This window comes from Klebsiella grimontii, from assembly GCF_900200035.1.
Taxonomy (GTDB): Bacteria; Pseudomonadota; Gammaproteobacteria; order Enterobacterales; family Enterobacteriaceae; genus Klebsiella; species Klebsiella grimontii.
This window is the reverse complement of sequence record NZ_FZTC01000010.1, coordinates 25,590-42,410: the sequence shown is the minus strand read 5'-3', so window position 1 is coordinate 42,410 and position 16,821 is coordinate 25,590. Positions and strand designations below refer to the sequence as shown.

The window sequence follows — 16,821 nt, the reverse complement described above, 5'->3', positions numbered from 1 at the left end:
ACGTTCTCCTGCGCCTAATAACGTTCAGCCAGCCGTAAACCTGGCAGAACGTTAGCAACGGACTGCCCTCAGGACTATGTGAAATGGAGCTGACGATGAAACGAACTTTTACCCTACCCAGCCTGATGCTGACCTCCGCCACGGCCAATACTTCCGCGCAGTCGGCGGAGTTTGCCAGCGCTGACTGCGTAACTGGCCTGAACGAAATTGGCCTGATTTGCGTTAACAACATCTCCGGCAGCCAGCAGGATGTGGAGCACGCCATCGCCGTGCAGGCCGACGAGCAGGGCGCGTCCTGGTATCGCATCGTCCAGATGTACGAGGAGCAGCAGCCGGATAACTGGCGGGTACAGGCCATTCTTTATGCCTGAGGCGCCTGGCGTCCGCGCCCCATTGCCCGTAACAGTAAGTCGTCGAGCGTTTGCTCATCCAGGCGCATGCCGCCGCGCGTATCGAGCATCATCCGGCACCAGGCTTCAGCCAGCGGCGGTGAAGCGAAGCGTAATACCTGCGCGCCAACGCCAAGCAGATAAACCAGCCGGGTAATCTCCCGTCCCTGCTCTTCCAGAGGGCGCCGTAGCCACTGCTGCAGCTGCCGCCACGCCCGATCGAAATGACGATTTTGCCCTTTCACTTCCGCGCACTCCGCCGCCAGAAGCTCAAGCGCCGCCGGCTGCTTCATCACAACCCGCATCACGTCCAGACACATAATATTCCCTGAACCTTCCCAGATGCTGTTTACCGGCATTTCACGGTACAAACGCGGCAGTTCACTTTCTTCACAGTAGCCGGAGCCGCCCAGCACCTCCATCGCCTCGGCGACGAAGGCGATCCCGGATTTGCAGATAGCAAATTTCGCCGCGGGCGTGAACAACCTTGCCCATAGCGCTTCCTGCGCATCATCGCGCCTGTCCCATGCCCGCGCCAGGCGGAACAGAAACGCGGTTTGCCCTTCAAGCCGCAGCGCCATCTGCCCCAGCACCTGACGCATCATCGGCTGATCGACCAGATTTTTGCCAAACGCCTGACGCTGCAGGGCATGGTACAGCGCCACCGAATAGGCCCGGCGCATCAGCGCATGGCTGCCCAGGGCGCAGTCAAAGCGGGTCAGGCCGCCCATTTTGAGAATTTGCCGGACGCCATCCCCCTCTTCTCCGACCAGCCAACCGCAAGCGTTGAAAAACTCGACTTCACTGCTGGCGTTCGCGCGGTTACCCAATTTATCTTTCAGCCTCTCCAGATGTACGCCGTTACGCTGACCGTCCGGCAGCAGGCGCGGAACAAAAAAGCAGGAGAGCCCCGCCGGCGCCTGCGCCAGTACCAGATGAGCATCGCTCTGCGGCACGGAGAAAAACCATTTATGTCCAATCAGATGATAAAAGCCTTCGGCGGTCTTCTCCGCACGGGTCGTGTTGCTCAGGACATCAGATCCCCCCTGCTTTTCAGTCATCCCCATGCCGATAAGCAGCCCGCGTTTCTGATTCCCCGGTATCAGATGCGGATCGTAGCGATCGCTTAATAGCGGTGATAACCAGTCGCTAAAGGGCCTGGGTAAGGAACGCTGCAGCAATGGGATAGCGGCAAAGGTCATGGTGGTGGGACACAGGGTTCCCGCTTCTACCTGCGCGTGCAGCATAAAGCGGGCAGCGCGGGCAACGAAAGCGCCTTCTCGAGCGTCCTCCTGCCAGGCAAGGTTATGTACCCGGTTAGCGCATAGTCCCTGCATCAGGAGATGCCAGGCCGGATGGAAACGAACATCGTCAAGCCGCGATCCCGTGGCGTCATAGCGCAGCAGTTCCGGCGGGTTGCTGTTGGCCAGGCGCCCCAGCTCCAGCGATTCCGCCGTCCCCAGCTGTTGACCAATGCTCGCCAGCAGATCGCCATCCCAGCCCGCGCCTTCGCGGACGACGGCTTCACGCAGGGCGGTATCGGACAAGAACAAGTTGCTGTTGCACAGCGGCGAGGGTTGATTAAATACGGTATGAGTTTGCCAGTGCATTATGTTTCCCTCCTTCAATGGCTCTATGCATAAGTATGGACAACGGCGCACTTTCCGTCAGAGAACTCTGTTATAAAGTTCTCTCACAATCAGAAAGGGAATTTCATGATTCATTTAATTATTGAAGATCGGGAAAACGCGCTGATCTATATCCCGCTTATCCGCCGCCATTTTCCCCATCTCGCTATCAACGCCATCAAACAGAACCTGAACGCTTCGGGTTACGTCACGTCATTTGATGAAGACACGATCTGCGCAGACATTCTGGAAGAGCAGAACCCCATTGGAAATTTTCTTAATCTCATCAAGGTATTAAAGCATCGAGGCGCGCGGCTTAAATTCATCGAGCAAACGGGAGATGAACCGGGAGATGAATTACTCTTGAGCCAGGTGTTGAACTATGTGGAAAGAGGTCTCGAAATCGCCCGTCAGAGAGAGCGAGAGGATGAACAGGACTGATGAAGATAAGCCATTCCGGAGAATGGCTTATTCAGAAAGAAGAGATTAGCTGCGCTGGCGCACCGCTTCAAACAGGCAAATACCGGTTGCAACCGATACGTTCAGCGACGATACGCTACCGGCCATCGGAATGCTGATCAACTCATCGCAGTGTTCGCGAGTCAGGCGACGCATGCCTTCGCCTTCCGCGCCCATCACCAAAGCCAGCGATCCGGTCATCTTGCTCTGGAACAGGGTATGGTCGGCCTCACCGGCGGTCCCGACGATCCAGACGTTCTCTTCCTGCAGCAGACGCATGGTGCGGGCCAGGTTGGTGACGCGGATCAGCGGGACGTTTTCCGCCGCGCCGCAGGCCACTTTTTTCGCCGTGGCGTTCAGCTGCGCAGAGCGGTCTTTGGGGACAATCACCGCATGCACGCCAGCGGCGTCGGCGCTACGTAAACAGGCGCCGAGGTTATGCGGATCGGTCACGCCATCGAGGATCAAAAAGAACGGCCGATCGAGAGAGGCGATCAGATCCGGCAGATCGTTCTCCTGATACTGACGTCCGGGCTTCACGCGGGCAATAATCCCCTGATGAACGGCGCCTTCGCTTTTCTCATCGAGAAACTGGCGGCTGGCGACCTGAATCACCACGCCCTGCGCTTCCAGAGCATGGATCAGCGGCATAAGGCGCTTATCCTCACGGCCTTTCAGAATAAAGACTTCCTGGAAACGCTCAGGAGCGCGCTCCAGCAGCGCCTGCACCGCGTGGATGCCGTAAATCATTTCACTCATTTATCTACTCGTTTAGGTTCTGTTTTCAGTCCCTTCACCCCGGCCCCATCACGATGGTGGGAGACGCCGGGGCAAAGGGAGATCATTACTCAGCTATTTTCTTTTTCGCCGCGCGCTTGGCCTTGGTCGCTGCGGCGATCTTCTGGGTTTTCTCCGACGGCTTCTTCGCTTTCTTCTCGCCTTTTGGCTGAGCGGACTTCGGCTGAGATTGGCCTTTCTGCTTGCGGAATGCGCTATCTGGCTCGAAGTTCACCTGCTTGCCCGCCTGGCGGCGGCGCCCGGACGATTTACCTCCGGCGCTTTTCTTCGCCTTTTCACGCTCGGTTTTACCGACGTTGCGCGGCGCGCGTTCGCTGGAGATAAGCGAGAAATCAATTTTACGCTCGTCCATGTTGACCGCTTCAACGCGCACTTCTACACGATCGCCCAGACGATAGGTCTGACCGCCGGATTCACCGATCAGACGCTGCCCTACCTGATCGAAGCGGTAGTAGTCGTTATCGAGGGAAGAGACGTGCACCAGACCGTCAATAAACAGCTCATCCAGACGGACGAAGAACCCAAAGCCGGTCACGCTGGCAATCACGCCCTTAAAGACGTTACCGACCTGATCCAACATGAAATCACACTTCAGCCAATCCGAAACATCGCGCGTCGCTTCATCAGCACGGCGTTCGGTCATCGAACAGTGCGCCCCCAGCTGCAGCATCTCATCCATGCTGTAGTGCCAGCCGCCGGTCTCGGTGCTGTTGCCTTTATGTCCATGCTCTTTCGCCAGTAAATACTTGATCGCACGATGCAGAGAAAGGTCAGGATAGCGGCGAATCGGCGAGGTGAAGTGGGCGTAGGATTGCAGCGCCAGGCCAAAGTGACCGCGATTTTCCGGGTCGTATATCGCCTGTTTCATCGAGCGCAGCAGCATGGTTTGCAGCATCTCCGCATCCGGACGATCGGCGATAGACGTCAGTAATTCCGCATAGTCGCGCGGCTCCGGCTTGTTGCCGCCAGGCAGCTCAAGCCCCAGCTCCGCCAGAACCGAACGGAAGGCGGTAATCGCTTCGGTGCTTGGTTTGTCATGGATACGGAACAGGGCCGGTTCCTCGGCCTTCTCAACGAAGCGCGCAGCGGAAATGTTCGCCAGGATCATGCACTCTTCAATCAGCTTGTGCGCATCGTTACGCTGAGTCTGTTCAATGCGTTCAATACGGCGTTCAGCATTGAAGATGAATTTAGCTTCTTCACTCTCAAATGAGATACCGCCGCGCTCTTCGCGCGCGCCATCCAGCACTTTGTAAAGGTTATGCAGCTCTTCAATATGCTTAACCAGTGGCGCGTACTGCTCGCGCAGATCCTGGTCACCCTGCAGCATATGCCAGACTTTGGTATAGGTCAGACGGGCGTGGGAGCTCATCACCGCTTCGTAGAATTTGAAGCCGGTCAGACGCCCCTTTGCTGAAATGGTCATTTCGCAAACCATACAGAGTCTGTCGACCTGGGGATTCAGTGAACACAGGCCGTTAGAGAGCACTTCAGGCAGCATGGGAACCACCTGAGACGGGAAGTAGACCGAGGTGCCGCGGCTGCGCGCTTCGCCATCCAGCGGCGTCCCCGGACGCACGTAGTAGCTCACATCGGCGATCGCCACCCACAGACGCCAGCCGCCGCCGCGTTTCTTCTCGCAGTACACGGCATCATCAAAGTCGCGGGCGTCTTCGCCATCAATGGTGACCAGCGGCAGGCTGCGTAAATCAACGCGCCCTTTTTTCGCCTCTTCCGGTACCTGTTCTTTCAGGCCGGCGACCTGTTTTTCGACCGCTGGCGGCCAGACGTAGGGGATTTCATGGGTGCGCAGGGCCATATCGACCGCCATGCCGGTCCCCATATTGTCGCCGAGCACTTCAACGATTTTACCGATCGCTTTAGTGCGGCGGGTTGGACGCTGGGTCAGCTCAACCACCACGACAAAGCCCATACGCGCGCCCATAATCTGTTCCGGGGGGATCAGGATATCGAAGCTTAAACGGCTGTCATCCGGTACCACAAAGCCGACGCCTGCATCGGTAAAGTAGCGGCCCACAATCTGGCCCGTTTTTGGCACCAGTACGCGGACAATTCGTGCTTCCCGACGGCCTTTACGGTCGGCGCCCAGCGGCTGCGCCAGCACCTGATCGCCGTGAATGCAGGTTTTCATCTGCTCAGACGACAGATACAGGTCATCTTTACGGCCTTCCACGCGCAGGAAGCCATAGCCATCGCGATGGCCAATAACGATACCTTTCAGCAGGTCAAGACGTTCCGGCAGCGCATAGCACTGACGACGCGTAAAGACCAGCTGACCATCGCGTTCCATTGCGCGCAATCTGCGGCGCAATGCTTCTTGTTGTTCTTCGCCTTCAATATTCAGCTCTGTTGCCAGCTCATCTCGGCTAGCCGGTTTTTCGCGTTTTGCTAAATGATCGAGGATAAATTCCCGGCTCGGGATTGGATTAGCGTATTTTTCAGATTCGCGGTCCAGGAAAGGATCTTGTGACATGTCGGTTCCTCCGTTGTCATCTCCAGTGAAGTTTACGTCACTCCACCAGTAATAATTTATAAAGCGGTTGATTCTTTTCAACCAAATCGGCCAGCGTGTAGTTATCCAGTTCCTTGAGAAAACTTTGCGCGGCTTCAGCAAGCGCCTGTTTCAGACGACAGGCGGGCGTAATATGGCAAAATTCGCTACTACAATTGACCAACGAGAGCGGCTCCAGATCGCGAACAACATCACCCACGCGAATCATATTTGCCGGTTTACCAAGACGAATCCCTCCGTTCTTTCCCCGTACCGCCGTCACATACCCTACGCGACTTAGCTGATTGATTATTTTAACCATATGATTACGAGAAACGCCGTAAACCTCCGTTACTTCGGAGATGCTGGTCATTCTTCCATCCGGCAGCGACGCCATATAGATCAGCGCGCGTAATCCGTAATCAGTGAAACTCGTTAACTGCACAATCAACCTCAGGGAAAAGAAAAACAGAGTGCGTCGGTAGACGTAATTACTATTGATGATAAACCAGCCAGCGCTCAGGCCGCTAATTTATTTAAGTGGGGCGGGCGAACAGTAAAAACAAGAGGCGCCTTAACGGCGCCCCTGGAGATCATTACGCGTCGAATGGATCGCGCAAAATCATCGTCTCGGTACGGTCAGGACCGGTAGAGATAATATCAACCGGTACGCCGGTCAGCTCTTCAATGCGTGCGATGTAGTTCAGCGCTGCCTGCGGCAGGCCGCTGCGCTCTTTCACACCAAAGGTGGTTTCAGACCAGCCCGGCATGGTTTCATAAATCGGCTCGATGCCTTCCCAGTTGTCAGCAGCCAGCGGAGTGGTCGTCACTTCGCGGCCATCCGGCATACGGTAGGCAACGCAGATTTTAACTTCTTTCAGGCCGTCCAGGACGTCCAGCTTAGTCAGGCAGAAACCCGACAGGGAGTTAATCTGCACCGCGCGGCGTACCGCCACGGCATCCAGCCAACCGGTACGACGACGACGGCCGGTGGTGGCGCCAAACTCGTTACCCTGCTTGCACAGGAACTCGCCGGTTTCATCAAACAGCTCAGTCGGGAACGGACCCGCGCCTACGCGAGTGGAGTAGGCTTTAATGATACCCAGAACGTAGTCTACATAACGCGGACCCAGACCGGAACCGGTCGCCACGCCACCGGCGGTGGTGTTGGAAGAGGTCACGTACGGATAAGTACCGTGGTCGATATCCAGCAGCGTACCCTGCGCGCCTTCAAACATGACGAAATCGCCACGCTTGCGCGCCTGGTCGAGCAGATCGGAAACGTCAACAACCATCGCGGTCAGGATGTCGGCAATCGCCATCACGTCATCGAGAACTTTCTGGTAATCAACCGCTTCGGCTTTGTAGAAATTCACCAGCTGGAAGTTGTGATATTCCATCACTTCTTTCAGTTTCTCAGCGAAGGTGGCTTTATCAAACAGATCGCCAACGCGCAGACCGCGGCGAGCCACTTTATCTTCATAAGCCGGGCCGATACCGCGACCGGTCGTACCGATAGCTTTCGCGCCACGCGCTTTCTCGCGGGCGACATCCAGCGCAACGTGATATTCGAGGATAAGCGGGCAAGCTTCAGAAAGCAGCAGACGCTCGCGGACAGGGATACCACGGTCTTCCAGACCTTTCATCTCTTTCATCAGCGCAGCCGGAGACAGCACGACACCGTTGCCGATGATGCTGGTGACATTCTCGCGAAGAATACCTGATGGAATAAGATGGAGGACGGTTTTTTCACCGTTGATTACGAGAGTATGGCCGGCGTTGTGACCGCCCTGATAGCGCACAACATATTTAGCCCGTTCAGTCAGGAGATCGACGATCTTCCCTTTACCTTCGTCACCCCATTGGGTGCCCAGTACGACGACGTTGTTACCCATTTTTCAAAATCACCGTTTGCTTAAAAATGGATTCTACCATCGCTTTTTCAGAGTTACAGCACTTTTTGCACTCGAAAGACGGGAAATTAGTCTACTTTACGCTCAGCCAATCGTTTTCCTCAACATGTAGTAGATGACGATGCCAGCAACCACAAGACCACCGCCAAACCGGCGTAATAAATTATCCGGTAGTTGGCTCATGGTGGCGACCATTCGACGCCACGCGCGTGGATAAAGCAGCGGACCCAGTCCTTCAAGGACTAAAACCAGCGCCAGTGCCAGCCAGATTGTTGAATTCATTATCCACCTTTATTTATACGCCGCCCAGTACAGAACCAGTCGTTTATCAACGTTGCGTTTACTTTTATTTCATATTGTCCGGTATTTCATCGTTATTATGAACCTATTTAGTGAAACAAAATTCATAATTTATTGTATTGAATGTGTTTTTTTAAATTGCAACTATGCCAGCGCGTATCAGTTTCAGATACGAGCATAAAATAATCAGGAGGATTATGATGAGAGAATTAACCGCAATTGAAATCGACGCCGTAAGCGGCGCAGGCTGGTTACAGGATAGTCTCGCTTCTATAGGTGCAAAAGCTGGCGCCGCCGTGTGGTCGCTCAGCAGCGATATGTTGAACATTGAACTGCCGATTATAGGCACTATCAATCTTTCAACTATTGCTCCCGATTTAGGCAAAACCGTAGGCGAGACGGTTGGTTTCACCGTTGGCGGAGCCATTGAGAGTACCCTGGCAGGCCTGCCGGTAATCGGCGGTCTGCTCAATAAACTTCTCGGCAATTAATTCCAGCTCGGTTGTAAAAAAGGCGCCTTATAAAGGGCGCCTTTTTACTTATGCCATCAGTTATTAACGATTCGTTGCCGTAGGTGATTTCATATAGCGGAAGAAATCGCTGTCCGGGCTGAGAACCATCACATCCTGATTGCTCTGGAAGCTGTTCTCGTACGCGCGCAGGCTACGGATAAAGGCATAGAAGCCCGGATCCTGACTGAATGCGTCAGCAAACAGTTTCGCCGATTCCGCATCGCCTTCACCGCGCAGGATACGTCCCTGACGCTCGGCTTCCGCCAGCGTTTTGGTCACTTCATAATCCGCGGTCGCGCGCAGTTTTTCAGCTTCTTCCTGACCTTGTGAACGATGGCGACGGGCAACCGCTTCACGCTCGGCGCGCATACGGTTGTAGATCGCTTCAGACACTTCAGCCGGCAGGTTGATCTGTTTGATTCGCACGTCGACGACTTCAATACCCAGCGCCGCCATACTGTTCGGGTTGATCACCTGAACCTTACCGTTGGTTTCCGCTTCAATACGCTCTGCCGCTTTGGCAATCGCGTCATCGGCAGCCGGCGTGCTGACTTCATCTTCCGTGCCCGCGGAACCTGAGTTCAGCGCATCGCGCACTTCCAGGGTCAGACGACCGCGGGAGTCGGTCACGATGTCTTTCACATCGAGACGGCCAATTTCAGAACGCAGACGGTCAGAGAATTTACGTTTCAGCAGCACCTCGGCCTGGGAGACATCACCGCCGCCGGTTGCCAGGTAGTAACGGCTAAAGTCGCTGATGCGCCACTTGATGTAGGAGTCAACGATCAGGTCTTTCTTCTCTTTGGTGACGAAGCGGTCGGCCTGATTGTCCATCGTCTGGATACGCGCATCGAGCATCTTCACAGACTCAATAAACGGAATCTTGAAGTGCAGTCCTGGCGCGTACACCAGAGGTTTGTTTTCATCGTCGCGCAGAACTTTACCAAAACGCAGCGTGATCCCGCGCTCGCCCTCTTTGACCACAAAGATGGACATGTAGAGCACCACCAGCACGATGACAATTATCGCGATAACAGATTTACGCATCGTTATTCCCCCTGACGCTGGTAGTCGTTACGCTGCGCGTTGGCGCGGCGTTGGTCCATAATGGTGCCTCCCGTAGAGGTAGAAGCGTTACTGGCGCTGTTTGAGCTGGATGCAGGCGGCAGACGCAGCAGATCGCTTGCGCCACTGCTATCGCTCTTTGCCGCCGGCGCGCCGGCGCCTTTCAGCATCTGATCCAGAGGCAGAACCATCAGGTTGCTCCCCTTCTCGTTAACCAGCACTTTGCGCGTATGGCTCAGCACTTTTTCCATGGTTTCGATATACAGACGCTCGCGGGTGATTTCCGGAGCCGCTTTATACTCAGGCAGGATTTTCGCAAAGCGAGCCACTTCACCCTGAGCTTCAAGAACGGTCTGGGTCTTGTATGCGCGAGCTTCTTCAAGAATACGCTGCGCCTGACCGTTAGCCCGCGGCTGAACTTCGTTGGTGTAAGCTTCCGCTTCACGAATGTACTGCTGTTCGTTTTCACGTGCGGCAATCGCATCGTCAAACGCGGCTTTTACTTCTTCCGGCGGACGCGCCGTCTGGAAGTTGACGTCCAGCAGGGTAATACCCATGTTGTACGGACGAATGGTCTCTTCCAGCTCACGCTGAGTATCGCTACGAATGACGGTACGTCCTTCGGTCAGGATACGGTCCATGGTGTATTTGCCGATCACGCCGCGCAGGGCGCTGTCGGTAGCCTGACGCAGGCTGTCGTCCGCGCTGGTGACGCTAAACAGATAGCGTTCCGGATCGGTCACGCGGTACTGCACGTTCATCTCAACGCGCACGACGTTTTCGTCAGACGTCAGCATGACGCCGGAAGCCGCCAGTTCACGGACCGACTCAACGTTAACCGCCTGAACGCTATCAATGAAGGTCGGTTTCCAGTTAAGGCCAGGCTCAACCAGATGGCTAAATTTACCAAAGCGAGTGACGACGCCACGTTCAGCTTCTTTAATGGTATAGAAACCGCTGGCTGCCCAGATAATAACCGCAGCGGCGGCAACGATGCCGACGATACGCCCGCCCATTGGCCCGCGAGGTCCCTGAGAGCCGCTACCGCCGCCCAGTCCACCTTTTCCGCCACCCAGGCCGCCAAGTTTTTTGCTTAGCTTACGGAAGATATCATCCAGATCGGGAGGTCCCTGATCGCGACCGCCTTTGTTGCCATTTCCCCCAGAGTTGCCGCCTTGGTTATTGCTGCTTCCCCACGGGTCGCGGTCCTGTCCGTTATTACCGGGCTGATTCCACGCCATGTATATGCTCCATATTTGTTTTTGATATCCCCACAGGGGTTAATATCTTCAGGCAAGCTGCAAGGTCAAATCACGTATTCAACCAGCGCTGGCTCTTGTTTACAGAGGCGACGCCAGTCAACGATCGGCATGCGCACCTGCAGACCAACGCTACCGTCATCCTCCATCCACTCTTTCTCTATCGCCTGAAGCTGATAGAACCGGCTTCTCAACCGGCCTTCCTGCGGTGGCAGGCGCAGCGTGTGCTGCGCCACTTCACCAGAAAGCCGTTCCGTCAAAGCCTGAAAAAGCAGCGGTACGCCAACCCCGGTCTGGGCGGAAAGCCAGACCCGAATCGGTTTATTTTCTTCATCTCGATCGATACGCGGCTCAAAATCATCCAGCATGTCGATTTTATTCATAACCAGCAGCGTCGGGATCTCATCGGCCTCGATCTCCGCGAGCACCGTATTTACCGCGTCAATGTTTTCCTGCACACGCACATCGGCCGCATCAATAATATGCAGCAGCAGCGTCGCCTGGCGCGTCTCCTGGAGCGTCGCTTTAAACGCGGCCACCAGGTCGTGCGGCAGGTGGCGGATAAAACCTACGGTATCCGCCAGTACGGTTTCGCCAACATCAGGGACGTCAATGCGGCGCAGCGTCGGATCCAGAGTGGCGAACAGCTGGTTCGCAGCATAGACCTCGGCTTCAGTTATCTGGTTGAACAACGTGGATTTACCGGCGTTGGTATAACCGACCAGCGACACGGTAGGAATATCGGCTTTGGCGCGTGAACGCCGTCCCTGCTCGCGCTGTTTTTCAACTTTTTCCAGCCGCGCCAGGATCTGCATAATACGGTTACGCAGCAAACGGCGGTCAGTTTCGAGCTGGGTTTCACCCGGGCCGCGCAAACCAATCCCGCCTTTCTGTCTTTCAAGGTGGGTCCAGCCGCGAACGAGGCGAGTCGCCATGTGACGCAGCTGCGCCAGCTCGACCTGCAGTTTCCCTTCGTGGGTACGCGCTCGCTGGGCAAAAATATCTAAAATCAGGCCGGTACGATCGATAACCCGACATTCGCATAAGCGCTCCAGGTTTCGTTCCTGAGCCGGACTCAGGGCATGATCGAAGAGCACGACCGATGCTCCGGTCGCTTTGACGGCTTCCGCTATTTCGACAGCTTTACCTTCACCAACAAAATACTTCGGGTGCGGTGCTTTACGGCTACCGGTAATCACCTGCATTGCTTCGACACCGGCGGAAGAGGCCAGAGTTTCAAACTCCTGGAGATCTTCCATATCTTTGTCTTGCGAAAAATAGATGTGTACCAGTACCGCCTGCTCACCGGCATCATAACGGTCAAACAAGCGTAAACCCCTTATAAAATACCAGCGGGGAACGCAGAAAACCTGGCTCCCCGACGTGGAAAAACAGCTTCTGCCTTATTCGGCGTCTTCGCTGTCTTGCTGCGACGCAGAAGTACCCTGCGCACCACCACCGTGGTGATAGTTGTTTGTACCGCCGCCAGCATTATTGCTGTGGTGTGACACCGGGCGAGACGGGACAACAGTAGAAATTGCGTGCTTATAGACCATCTGGCTGACCGTGTTTTTCAACAGGATCACGAACTGATCGAAAGACTCAATTTGCCCTTGCAGCTTAATACCATTCACCAAATAAATAGAAACCGGAACACGTTCCCGACGCAAAGCGTTCAGGAACGGATCTTGTAAAGATTGCCCCTTAGCCATTCTCTCTTTTCCTTATATGTATGCTTGTTTTGTACTCAGAACCTTACGATTCTTAAAAAAATTACGCACGATACCTGTTCAATTGTACACGTTCAGTCCAGGCTAGCACCAACAACCTGTAATACTTTGTTGAACGCTTGTTCAGGTTGTTCACTGTCTAACCAGTGAATACCTTCCCAACCGCGCAGCCAGGTAACCTGACGTTTAGCCAACTGTCTCGTGGCGCAAACACCTCGATAAACCATTTCATCATACGGGATCTCGCCATTTAGGTACGACCACATCTGGCGATATCCGACACAACGAATGGAAGGCATATCCGTATGCAAATCTCCCCGGGCAAAAAGCGCCCGCACTTCTGCTTCAAAACCTGAAGCCAACATCTGATGAAAACGCTGTTCTATGCGTTGATGGAGCAGTTCACGGCTCGCCGGGGCGATGGCGAACTGGTGCACCTTATACGGCAGAGCATCACCTGACGTTTGCGTCAGCTCCGTTAAAGTTTTACCCGAAATGAAAAAAACTTCCAGTGCTCGGGAAAGTCTTTGCGGATCATTTGGATGAATACGCGCGGCGGCAACCGGATCAATTTCCTGTAGCTGCTGGTGCAACGCGTTCCATCCTTGCTCTGCGGCCTGTTGCTCGATCCTGGCCCTGACCTCAGGGTCAGCCGAGGGTAGAGGCGACAATCCTTCCAACAACGCCTTGAAATACAACATCGTTCCGCCAACCAGTAGCGGAATACGCCCGGCGGCAACAATATCAGCCATCTCAGCCAGCGCATCACGACGAAAATCCGCCGCGGAATAAGCTTCAGCCGGATCAAGAATATCCAGCAGCCGATGCGGCGCAGCGCTTAGCTCCGCGGCATCCGGCTTGGCCGTGCCGATGTCCATTCCTCGATAAATGAGGGCTGAATCAACGCTAATCAACTCTACTGGCAAAACTTTACGTAAGGCGATCGCCAATGCGGTTTTACCAGAGGCCGTCGGGCCCATTAAAAATATTGCCTTAGGCAGGCTTGCCTCGGTTACATCACTCATCTTTCAGGGCATTCATCGCCGAATGTAAATCAACAGGTTGTAACAGACCACCCGGCGGCGCTTTAACCAGCTGCGGACATAAGCGCTCAATATCCGCCAGGACGGCAATCGCCTGCGCCATATTCCACTGCGCATGTTCGCTCGCCAGGTTACGCGCCATCCACTGAGCAATATTGCCGACGTCGACGGTTTTTTGCTGCGCCAGGTAGCCTATCAGTTCAGGAATCAAGATTTGTAAATTTTGTTGTCTTAAGGGTAAAGGCACTGCGCGGATCGTCACGTGGTGCGCATCGGACTGGAGTTCAATCCCGACCTCTGCCAGCGCCGACTGCGCCTGCTTGAGCGCGTCTTTTTCCTCTTCGGACACTTTTATCCGTAGCGGGATAAGCAACGGTTGGGCGCAAACCGCCTCTGCGCCCGGCGTCAGCTGCGCCTGGCGCAGCCAGCGCTCAGCGACCGGCAGGGCCAGCAGCGCTAACTTACCGTCGCGCTCCAGCAGCGCGCAGTCGCTATCGATAATGGTCAGCACGCGGCCAAAGCTTTGGCTATGACCTGACAGGCCTTCCGCCGCCGGTGCGGGAGATTTGTGTTTGCGCTCCGCGGCAGGAGTATCCAGCAGTTGGCGGTAGAGCGCACCCTGCTGTTTTTGATAGCCTGGCTGCGCATGCGGCCAGCCGGCTCCGCCAGTTGAAGATGACCCCGAGGCGGCAGGTTCTCGCGAACCGCCAGCGTTAAAGCGCGGCGCGGCGGGCTCATCACGATATCGGGGAGCCGCGTTTTCACGCACGACCGCCGGCTGGGCAAAATGATTGCCGCCTGCCGCAACGCGATTTTCCGGCACCTGCCGCAGCGCGGGCTCATCGCCCTCTTTTGCCAACGGCACCTCCAGCTGCTGCTGCAGGACGCTCAGCACGCCCTGATAGATAAAATCGTGCACCAGGCGCGATTGATGAAAACGCACTTCATGTTTGGCCGGGTGGACGTTCACATCCACCTGATGCGGATCTATCTTCAGGTACAGCACAAAAGCAGGCTGCTGATCGGCCCCCAGTTTGTCTTCACAGGCCTGACGAATCGCGTGATTAATCAGGCGATCGCGCATCATCCGCCCATTGACGTAGCAATATTGAATCTCCGCCAGCGTCGGATTGGTATGCAGAGGATCGGCCACCCAGCCGCTGAGGGTAAGATCCCCATGCTGCCACTCAATCGCCAGCGCGTGTTCGAGAAATGGCAAACCGCAGATCGCGCCCAGACGCCGCTCGCGCTGGCCGTCCTGCGATACCGCCCGGTACTGGCGCACGACTTTACCATTGTGGCTGAGGTTGATAGTGACGTCGAAACGCGCCAGCGCGATGCGCCGGACGATCTCGTCGATATGGCCAAATTCGGTTTTTTCGGTGCGCATAAATTTGCGCCGGGCGGGGGTGTTATAAAACAGATCCAGCACTTCCAGCGTTGTCCCCACCGGGTGCGCCGCCGGCTTCACGGTGACCGCCTGATCGCGCCCTTCGGCATAGGCCTGCCAGGCCTCCTGCTGATCCTCGGTACGCGAGGTCAACGTCAGGCGAGCCACTGAGCTGATACTGGCCAGAGCTTCGCCGCGAAAGCCGAGGCTAATGATCGCCTCAAGGTCGTCCAGCGAAGCAATTTTACTGGTGGCGTGACGGGCCAGCGCCAGCGCCAGCTCGTCTTTTTTAATGCCGCAGCCGTTATCGCGAATGCGGATTAACTTCGCCCCGCCGCGCTCAATATCAATGTCGATGCGCGTCGCCCCGGCATCGAGGCTATTTTCCACCAGCTCTTTGACCACCGACGCCGGTCGTTCCACCACTTCACCTGCGGCAATCTGGTTGGCGAGCTGCGGCGGTAGAACCTGTATCGGCATGGCCGTCTCCTTAATTTAACAACGTCCCATCAGACGAACCTGCGCTGGCGGTCTGCGCGGCTGCCCCGCGCGGCGCGGATTGCAGAGGATGCTGCATAAAGTAGTTACGCAGACCGTTATAAATCGCTTCTGCGACCTGCTGCTGATAGGCATCGCTGCCCAGCAGCCGCTCTTCGCCGGTATTACTGATAAAACCCGTTTCGACAAGGATCGACGGGATATCCGGCGAACGCAGTACGCCGAGGCTGGCGTGCTCAGGACGACGCTTATGTAAATCGCCGATACGCTGCAGCTGGCTCAGCACATTGGTCGCCACATCATACCCGACGCGCTGGGAATGGCCGAACTGTAAATCCAGCACCGCCTGGCTCAGGTAAGGGTCCGACTGGCTATTGGCCAGCACATCACCCGCGCCGCCCAGCAGCTCGGACTGCTTCTCATGTTGTTCGAGCCAGCCGGCCATTTCGCTGTTCGCGCGGCGGTTGGAAAGTACCCAAACCGAGGCTCCGGTTGCATCGCGATTCGGCGCAGCGTCGGCGTGAATGGAGACAAGGAAATTGGCGTTTTGCTTACGCGCGACGTCAGATCGTCCCATGACTGAAATAAAGTAATCGCCGTCGCGCGTCAGAACGGGCCTGAACTGCGGATCGGCATTCAGCAGCGCGCGGAGCTTACGCGCAATAGCAATGGTCACGTTCTTCTCTTTCGTGCCGTTCGGGCCAATGGCCCCCGGATCCTGGCCGCCGTGGCCGGCGTCAATGGCGATAATCACTTTGTCGTCGCCAGAAACGGTACGCGCCGCGGGACGCGTTACGCTACTGGTGCTGGTCACCGCGGTGAGCCGGTCGTTATCGGCTTTAAACGGGTTGCGTGCGGGTTCGCTCGGACGCACGGGCTGCGCCATGGGCCTTTCCGCCTGTCTAACCACCACTGGCTGCGGCGGTGGCGGCGGTGCGTCGGCGTTAATCGTAAACACCACGGTGTAGTTAGAGCCGTTCTGCTGTTTCACCGCGCGGGTTTTGCCATCGGCAGTTAAATCCACCAGCAGGCGCAGCGACTGCGTATCCTGCGGCGTCCCGGAACGAATACTTTTTACCAGATTATTACCGCTAAACTGCAGCGGTAGCCCCTGGAGTACGCCGGTCTGTTTAATATCCAGCGCCACGATGCGTTTGCCCTGGGGGCTAAACGAATACTCAGGCTCGCCGATAAAACTAATGGTAATGCGGGCCTGCCGATCGCCATTTGAGACCTGGATATCGGATAAACTTGCCGCAGTGGCCTGAATGCTGAACAGCATCAGCGCGGCGGCCAGCCAACTGGTTAAGCGATACATCATCCCG

At 55.8% G+C, this 16,821-nt stretch carries 16 protein-coding genes; 3 read left to right on the top strand and 13 right to left on the bottom strand.

Annotated features, from left to right (window positions below; translation table 11 throughout):
- Positions 1-95: 95 nt before the first annotated feature.
- On the top strand, positions 96-371 hold the full coding sequence (gene yjfN, locus KOSB73_RS03610; RefSeq protein ID WP_004871092.1) for a DUF1471 family protease activator YjfN: 276 nt from the start codon (positions 96-98) through the stop codon (positions 369-371).
- Here the strand turns inward: yjfN and KOSB73_RS03605 are convergent.
- Positions 362-1,999, bottom strand: a complete 1,638-nt coding sequence (locus tag KOSB73_RS03605; RefSeq protein WP_098140242.1) for an isovaleryl-CoA dehydrogenase — start codon at positions 1,997-1,999, stop codon at positions 362-364. The two genes, yjfN and KOSB73_RS03605, sit on opposite strands and share 10 nt — an antisense overlap.
- Positions 2,000-2,104: 105 nt before the next feature.
- Here KOSB73_RS03605 and KOSB73_RS03600 point away from each other — a divergent pair, with 105 nt between their 5' ends.
- Positions 2,105-2,458, top strand: coding sequence for a hypothetical protein (locus KOSB73_RS03600; protein WP_004871096.1), 354 nt, complete (start codon positions 2,105-2,107; stop codon positions 2,456-2,458).
- A 45-nt stretch (positions 2,459-2,503) separates the two neighbouring features.
- Here the strand turns inward: KOSB73_RS03600 and rlmB are convergent, their stop codons facing one another.
- From rlmB to KOSB73_RS03575, 5 genes are all read right to left on the bottom strand, one after another.
- On the bottom strand, positions 2,504-3,235 hold the full coding sequence (gene rlmB, locus KOSB73_RS03595; protein WP_024360255.1) for a 23S rRNA (guanosine(2251)-2'-O)-methyltransferase RlmB: 732 nt from the start codon (positions 3,233-3,235) through the stop codon (positions 2,504-2,506).
- An 85-nt stretch (positions 3,236-3,320) separates the two neighbouring features.
- Positions 3,321-5,768: a ribonuclease R gene (gene rnr / locus KOSB73_RS03590; RefSeq protein ID WP_098140241.1), complete on the bottom strand. Its 2,448-nt coding sequence runs from the start codon at positions 5,766-5,768 to the stop codon at positions 3,321-3,323.
- A gap of 37 nt (positions 5,769-5,805) precedes the next feature.
- Complete coding sequence (nsrR, locus tag KOSB73_RS03585; RefSeq protein ID WP_004097980.1) at positions 5,806-6,231, bottom strand: nitric oxide-sensing transcriptional repressor NsrR; 426 nt, start codon at positions 6,229-6,231, stop codon at positions 5,806-5,808.
- A gap of 151 nt (positions 6,232-6,382) precedes the next feature.
- Positions 6,383-7,681: an adenylosuccinate synthase gene (locus tag KOSB73_RS03580; protein WP_004097979.1), complete on the bottom strand. Its 1,299-nt coding sequence runs from the start codon at positions 7,679-7,681 to the stop codon at positions 6,383-6,385.
- Between the two features lie 102 nt (positions 7,682-7,783).
- Positions 7,784-7,981, bottom strand: a complete 198-nt coding sequence (locus KOSB73_RS03575; RefSeq protein ID WP_004097978.1) for a DUF2065 domain-containing protein — start codon at positions 7,979-7,981, stop codon at positions 7,784-7,786.
- 218 nt (positions 7,982-8,199) lie between these two features.
- Here KOSB73_RS03575 and KOSB73_RS03570 point away from each other — a divergent pair, with 218 nt between their 5' ends.
- On the top strand, positions 8,200-8,490 hold the full coding sequence (locus KOSB73_RS03570) for a hypothetical protein (protein WP_004871104.1): 291 nt from the start codon (positions 8,200-8,202) through the stop codon (positions 8,488-8,490).
- A 63-nt stretch (positions 8,491-8,553) separates the two neighbouring features.
- On the opposite strand, the gene hflC is transcribed toward KOSB73_RS03570, so the two are convergent.
- The 7 genes from hflC to amiB form a co-directional block, all read right to left on the bottom strand.
- Complete coding sequence (hflC, locus tag KOSB73_RS03565) at positions 8,554-9,558, bottom strand: protease modulator HflC (RefSeq protein ID WP_004871105.1); 1,005 nt, start codon at positions 9,556-9,558, stop codon at positions 8,554-8,556.
- A 2-nt stretch (positions 9,559-9,560) separates the two neighbouring features.
- The gene (hflK, locus tag KOSB73_RS03560) at positions 9,561-10,817 is read right to left on the bottom strand and encodes an FtsH protease activity modulator HflK (RefSeq protein ID WP_098140240.1); all 1,257 of its coding nucleotides are present in this window, start codon (positions 10,815-10,817) and stop codon (positions 9,561-9,563) included.
- 65 nt (positions 10,818-10,882) lie between these two features.
- Positions 10,883-12,163, bottom strand: coding sequence for a ribosome rescue GTPase HflX (hflX, locus tag KOSB73_RS03555; RefSeq protein ID WP_004128082.1), 1,281 nt, complete (start codon positions 12,161-12,163; stop codon positions 10,883-10,885).
- A 75-nt stretch (positions 12,164-12,238) separates the two neighbouring features.
- On the bottom strand, positions 12,239-12,547 hold the full coding sequence (gene hfq / locus KOSB73_RS03550; protein WP_004871115.1) for an RNA chaperone Hfq: 309 nt from the start codon (positions 12,545-12,547) through the stop codon (positions 12,239-12,241).
- A gap of 92 nt (positions 12,548-12,639) precedes the next feature.
- Positions 12,640-13,590 (bottom strand): tRNA (adenosine(37)-N6)-dimethylallyltransferase MiaA, encoded by a 951-nt coding sequence (gene miaA, locus KOSB73_RS03545; protein ID WP_032695150.1) that lies wholly within the window; start codon positions 13,588-13,590, stop codon positions 12,640-12,642.
- On the bottom strand, positions 13,583-15,478 hold the full coding sequence (gene mutL, locus KOSB73_RS03540; RefSeq protein ID WP_098140239.1) for a DNA mismatch repair endonuclease MutL: 1,896 nt from the start codon (positions 15,476-15,478) through the stop codon (positions 13,583-13,585). The genes miaA and mutL overlap by 8 nt, the downstream gene beginning before the upstream one ends.
- Before the next feature lie 10 nt (positions 15,479-15,488).
- Positions 15,489-16,817: an N-acetylmuramoyl-L-alanine amidase AmiB gene (amiB, locus tag KOSB73_RS03535; protein ID WP_098140238.1), complete on the bottom strand. Its 1,329-nt coding sequence runs from the start codon at positions 16,815-16,817 to the stop codon at positions 15,489-15,491.
- Positions 16,818-16,821 lie beyond the last annotated feature (4 nt).

Excerpts from the sequence above, each read along its gene's own strand:
- yjfN (WP_004871092.1), top strand. The coding sequence starts at position 96 with ATGAAACGAACTTTTACCCTACCCAGCCTGATGCTGACCTCCGCCACG.
- KOSB73_RS03605 (WP_098140242.1), bottom strand. The coding sequence starts at position 1,999 with ATGCACTGGCAAACTCATACCGTATTTAATCAACCCTCGCCGCTGTGC.
- KOSB73_RS03600 (WP_004871096.1), top strand. The coding sequence starts at position 2,105 with ATGATTCATTTAATTATTGAAGATCGGGAAAACGCGCTGATCTATATC.
- rlmB (WP_024360255.1), bottom strand. The coding sequence starts at position 3,235 with ATGAGTGAAATGATTTACGGCATCCACGCGGTGCAGGCGCTGCTGGAG.
- rnr (WP_098140241.1), bottom strand. The coding sequence starts at position 5,768 with ATGTCACAAGATCCTTTCCTGGACCGCGAATCTGAAAAATACGCTAAT.
- KOSB73_RS03580 (WP_004097979.1), bottom strand. The coding sequence starts at position 7,681 with ATGGGTAACAACGTCGTCGTACTGGGCACCCAATGGGGTGACGAAGGT.
- KOSB73_RS03575 (WP_004097978.1), bottom strand. The coding sequence starts at position 7,981 with ATGAATTCAACAATCTGGCTGGCACTGGCGCTGGTTTTAGTCCTTGAA.
- KOSB73_RS03570 (WP_004871104.1), top strand. The coding sequence starts at position 8,200 with ATGAGAGAATTAACCGCAATTGAAATCGACGCCGTAAGCGGCGCAGGC.
- hflC (WP_004871105.1), bottom strand. The coding sequence starts at position 9,558 with ATGCGTAAATCTGTTATCGCGATAATTGTCATCGTGCTGGTGGTGCTC.
- hflK (WP_098140240.1), bottom strand. The coding sequence starts at position 10,817 with ATGGCGTGGAATCAGCCCGGTAATAACGGACAGGACCGCGACCCGTGG.
- hfq (WP_004871115.1), bottom strand. The coding sequence starts at position 12,547 with ATGGCTAAGGGGCAATCTTTACAAGATCCGTTCCTGAACGCTTTGCGT.
- miaA (WP_032695150.1), bottom strand. The coding sequence starts at position 13,590 with ATGAGTGATGTAACCGAGGCAAGCCTGCCTAAGGCAATATTTTTAATG.
- mutL (WP_098140239.1), bottom strand. The coding sequence starts at position 15,478 with ATGCCGATACAGGTTCTACCGCCGCAGCTCGCCAACCAGATTGCCGCA.
- amiB (WP_098140238.1), bottom strand. The coding sequence starts at position 16,817 with ATGATGTATCGCTTAACCAGTTGGCTGGCCGCCGCGCTGATGCTGTTC.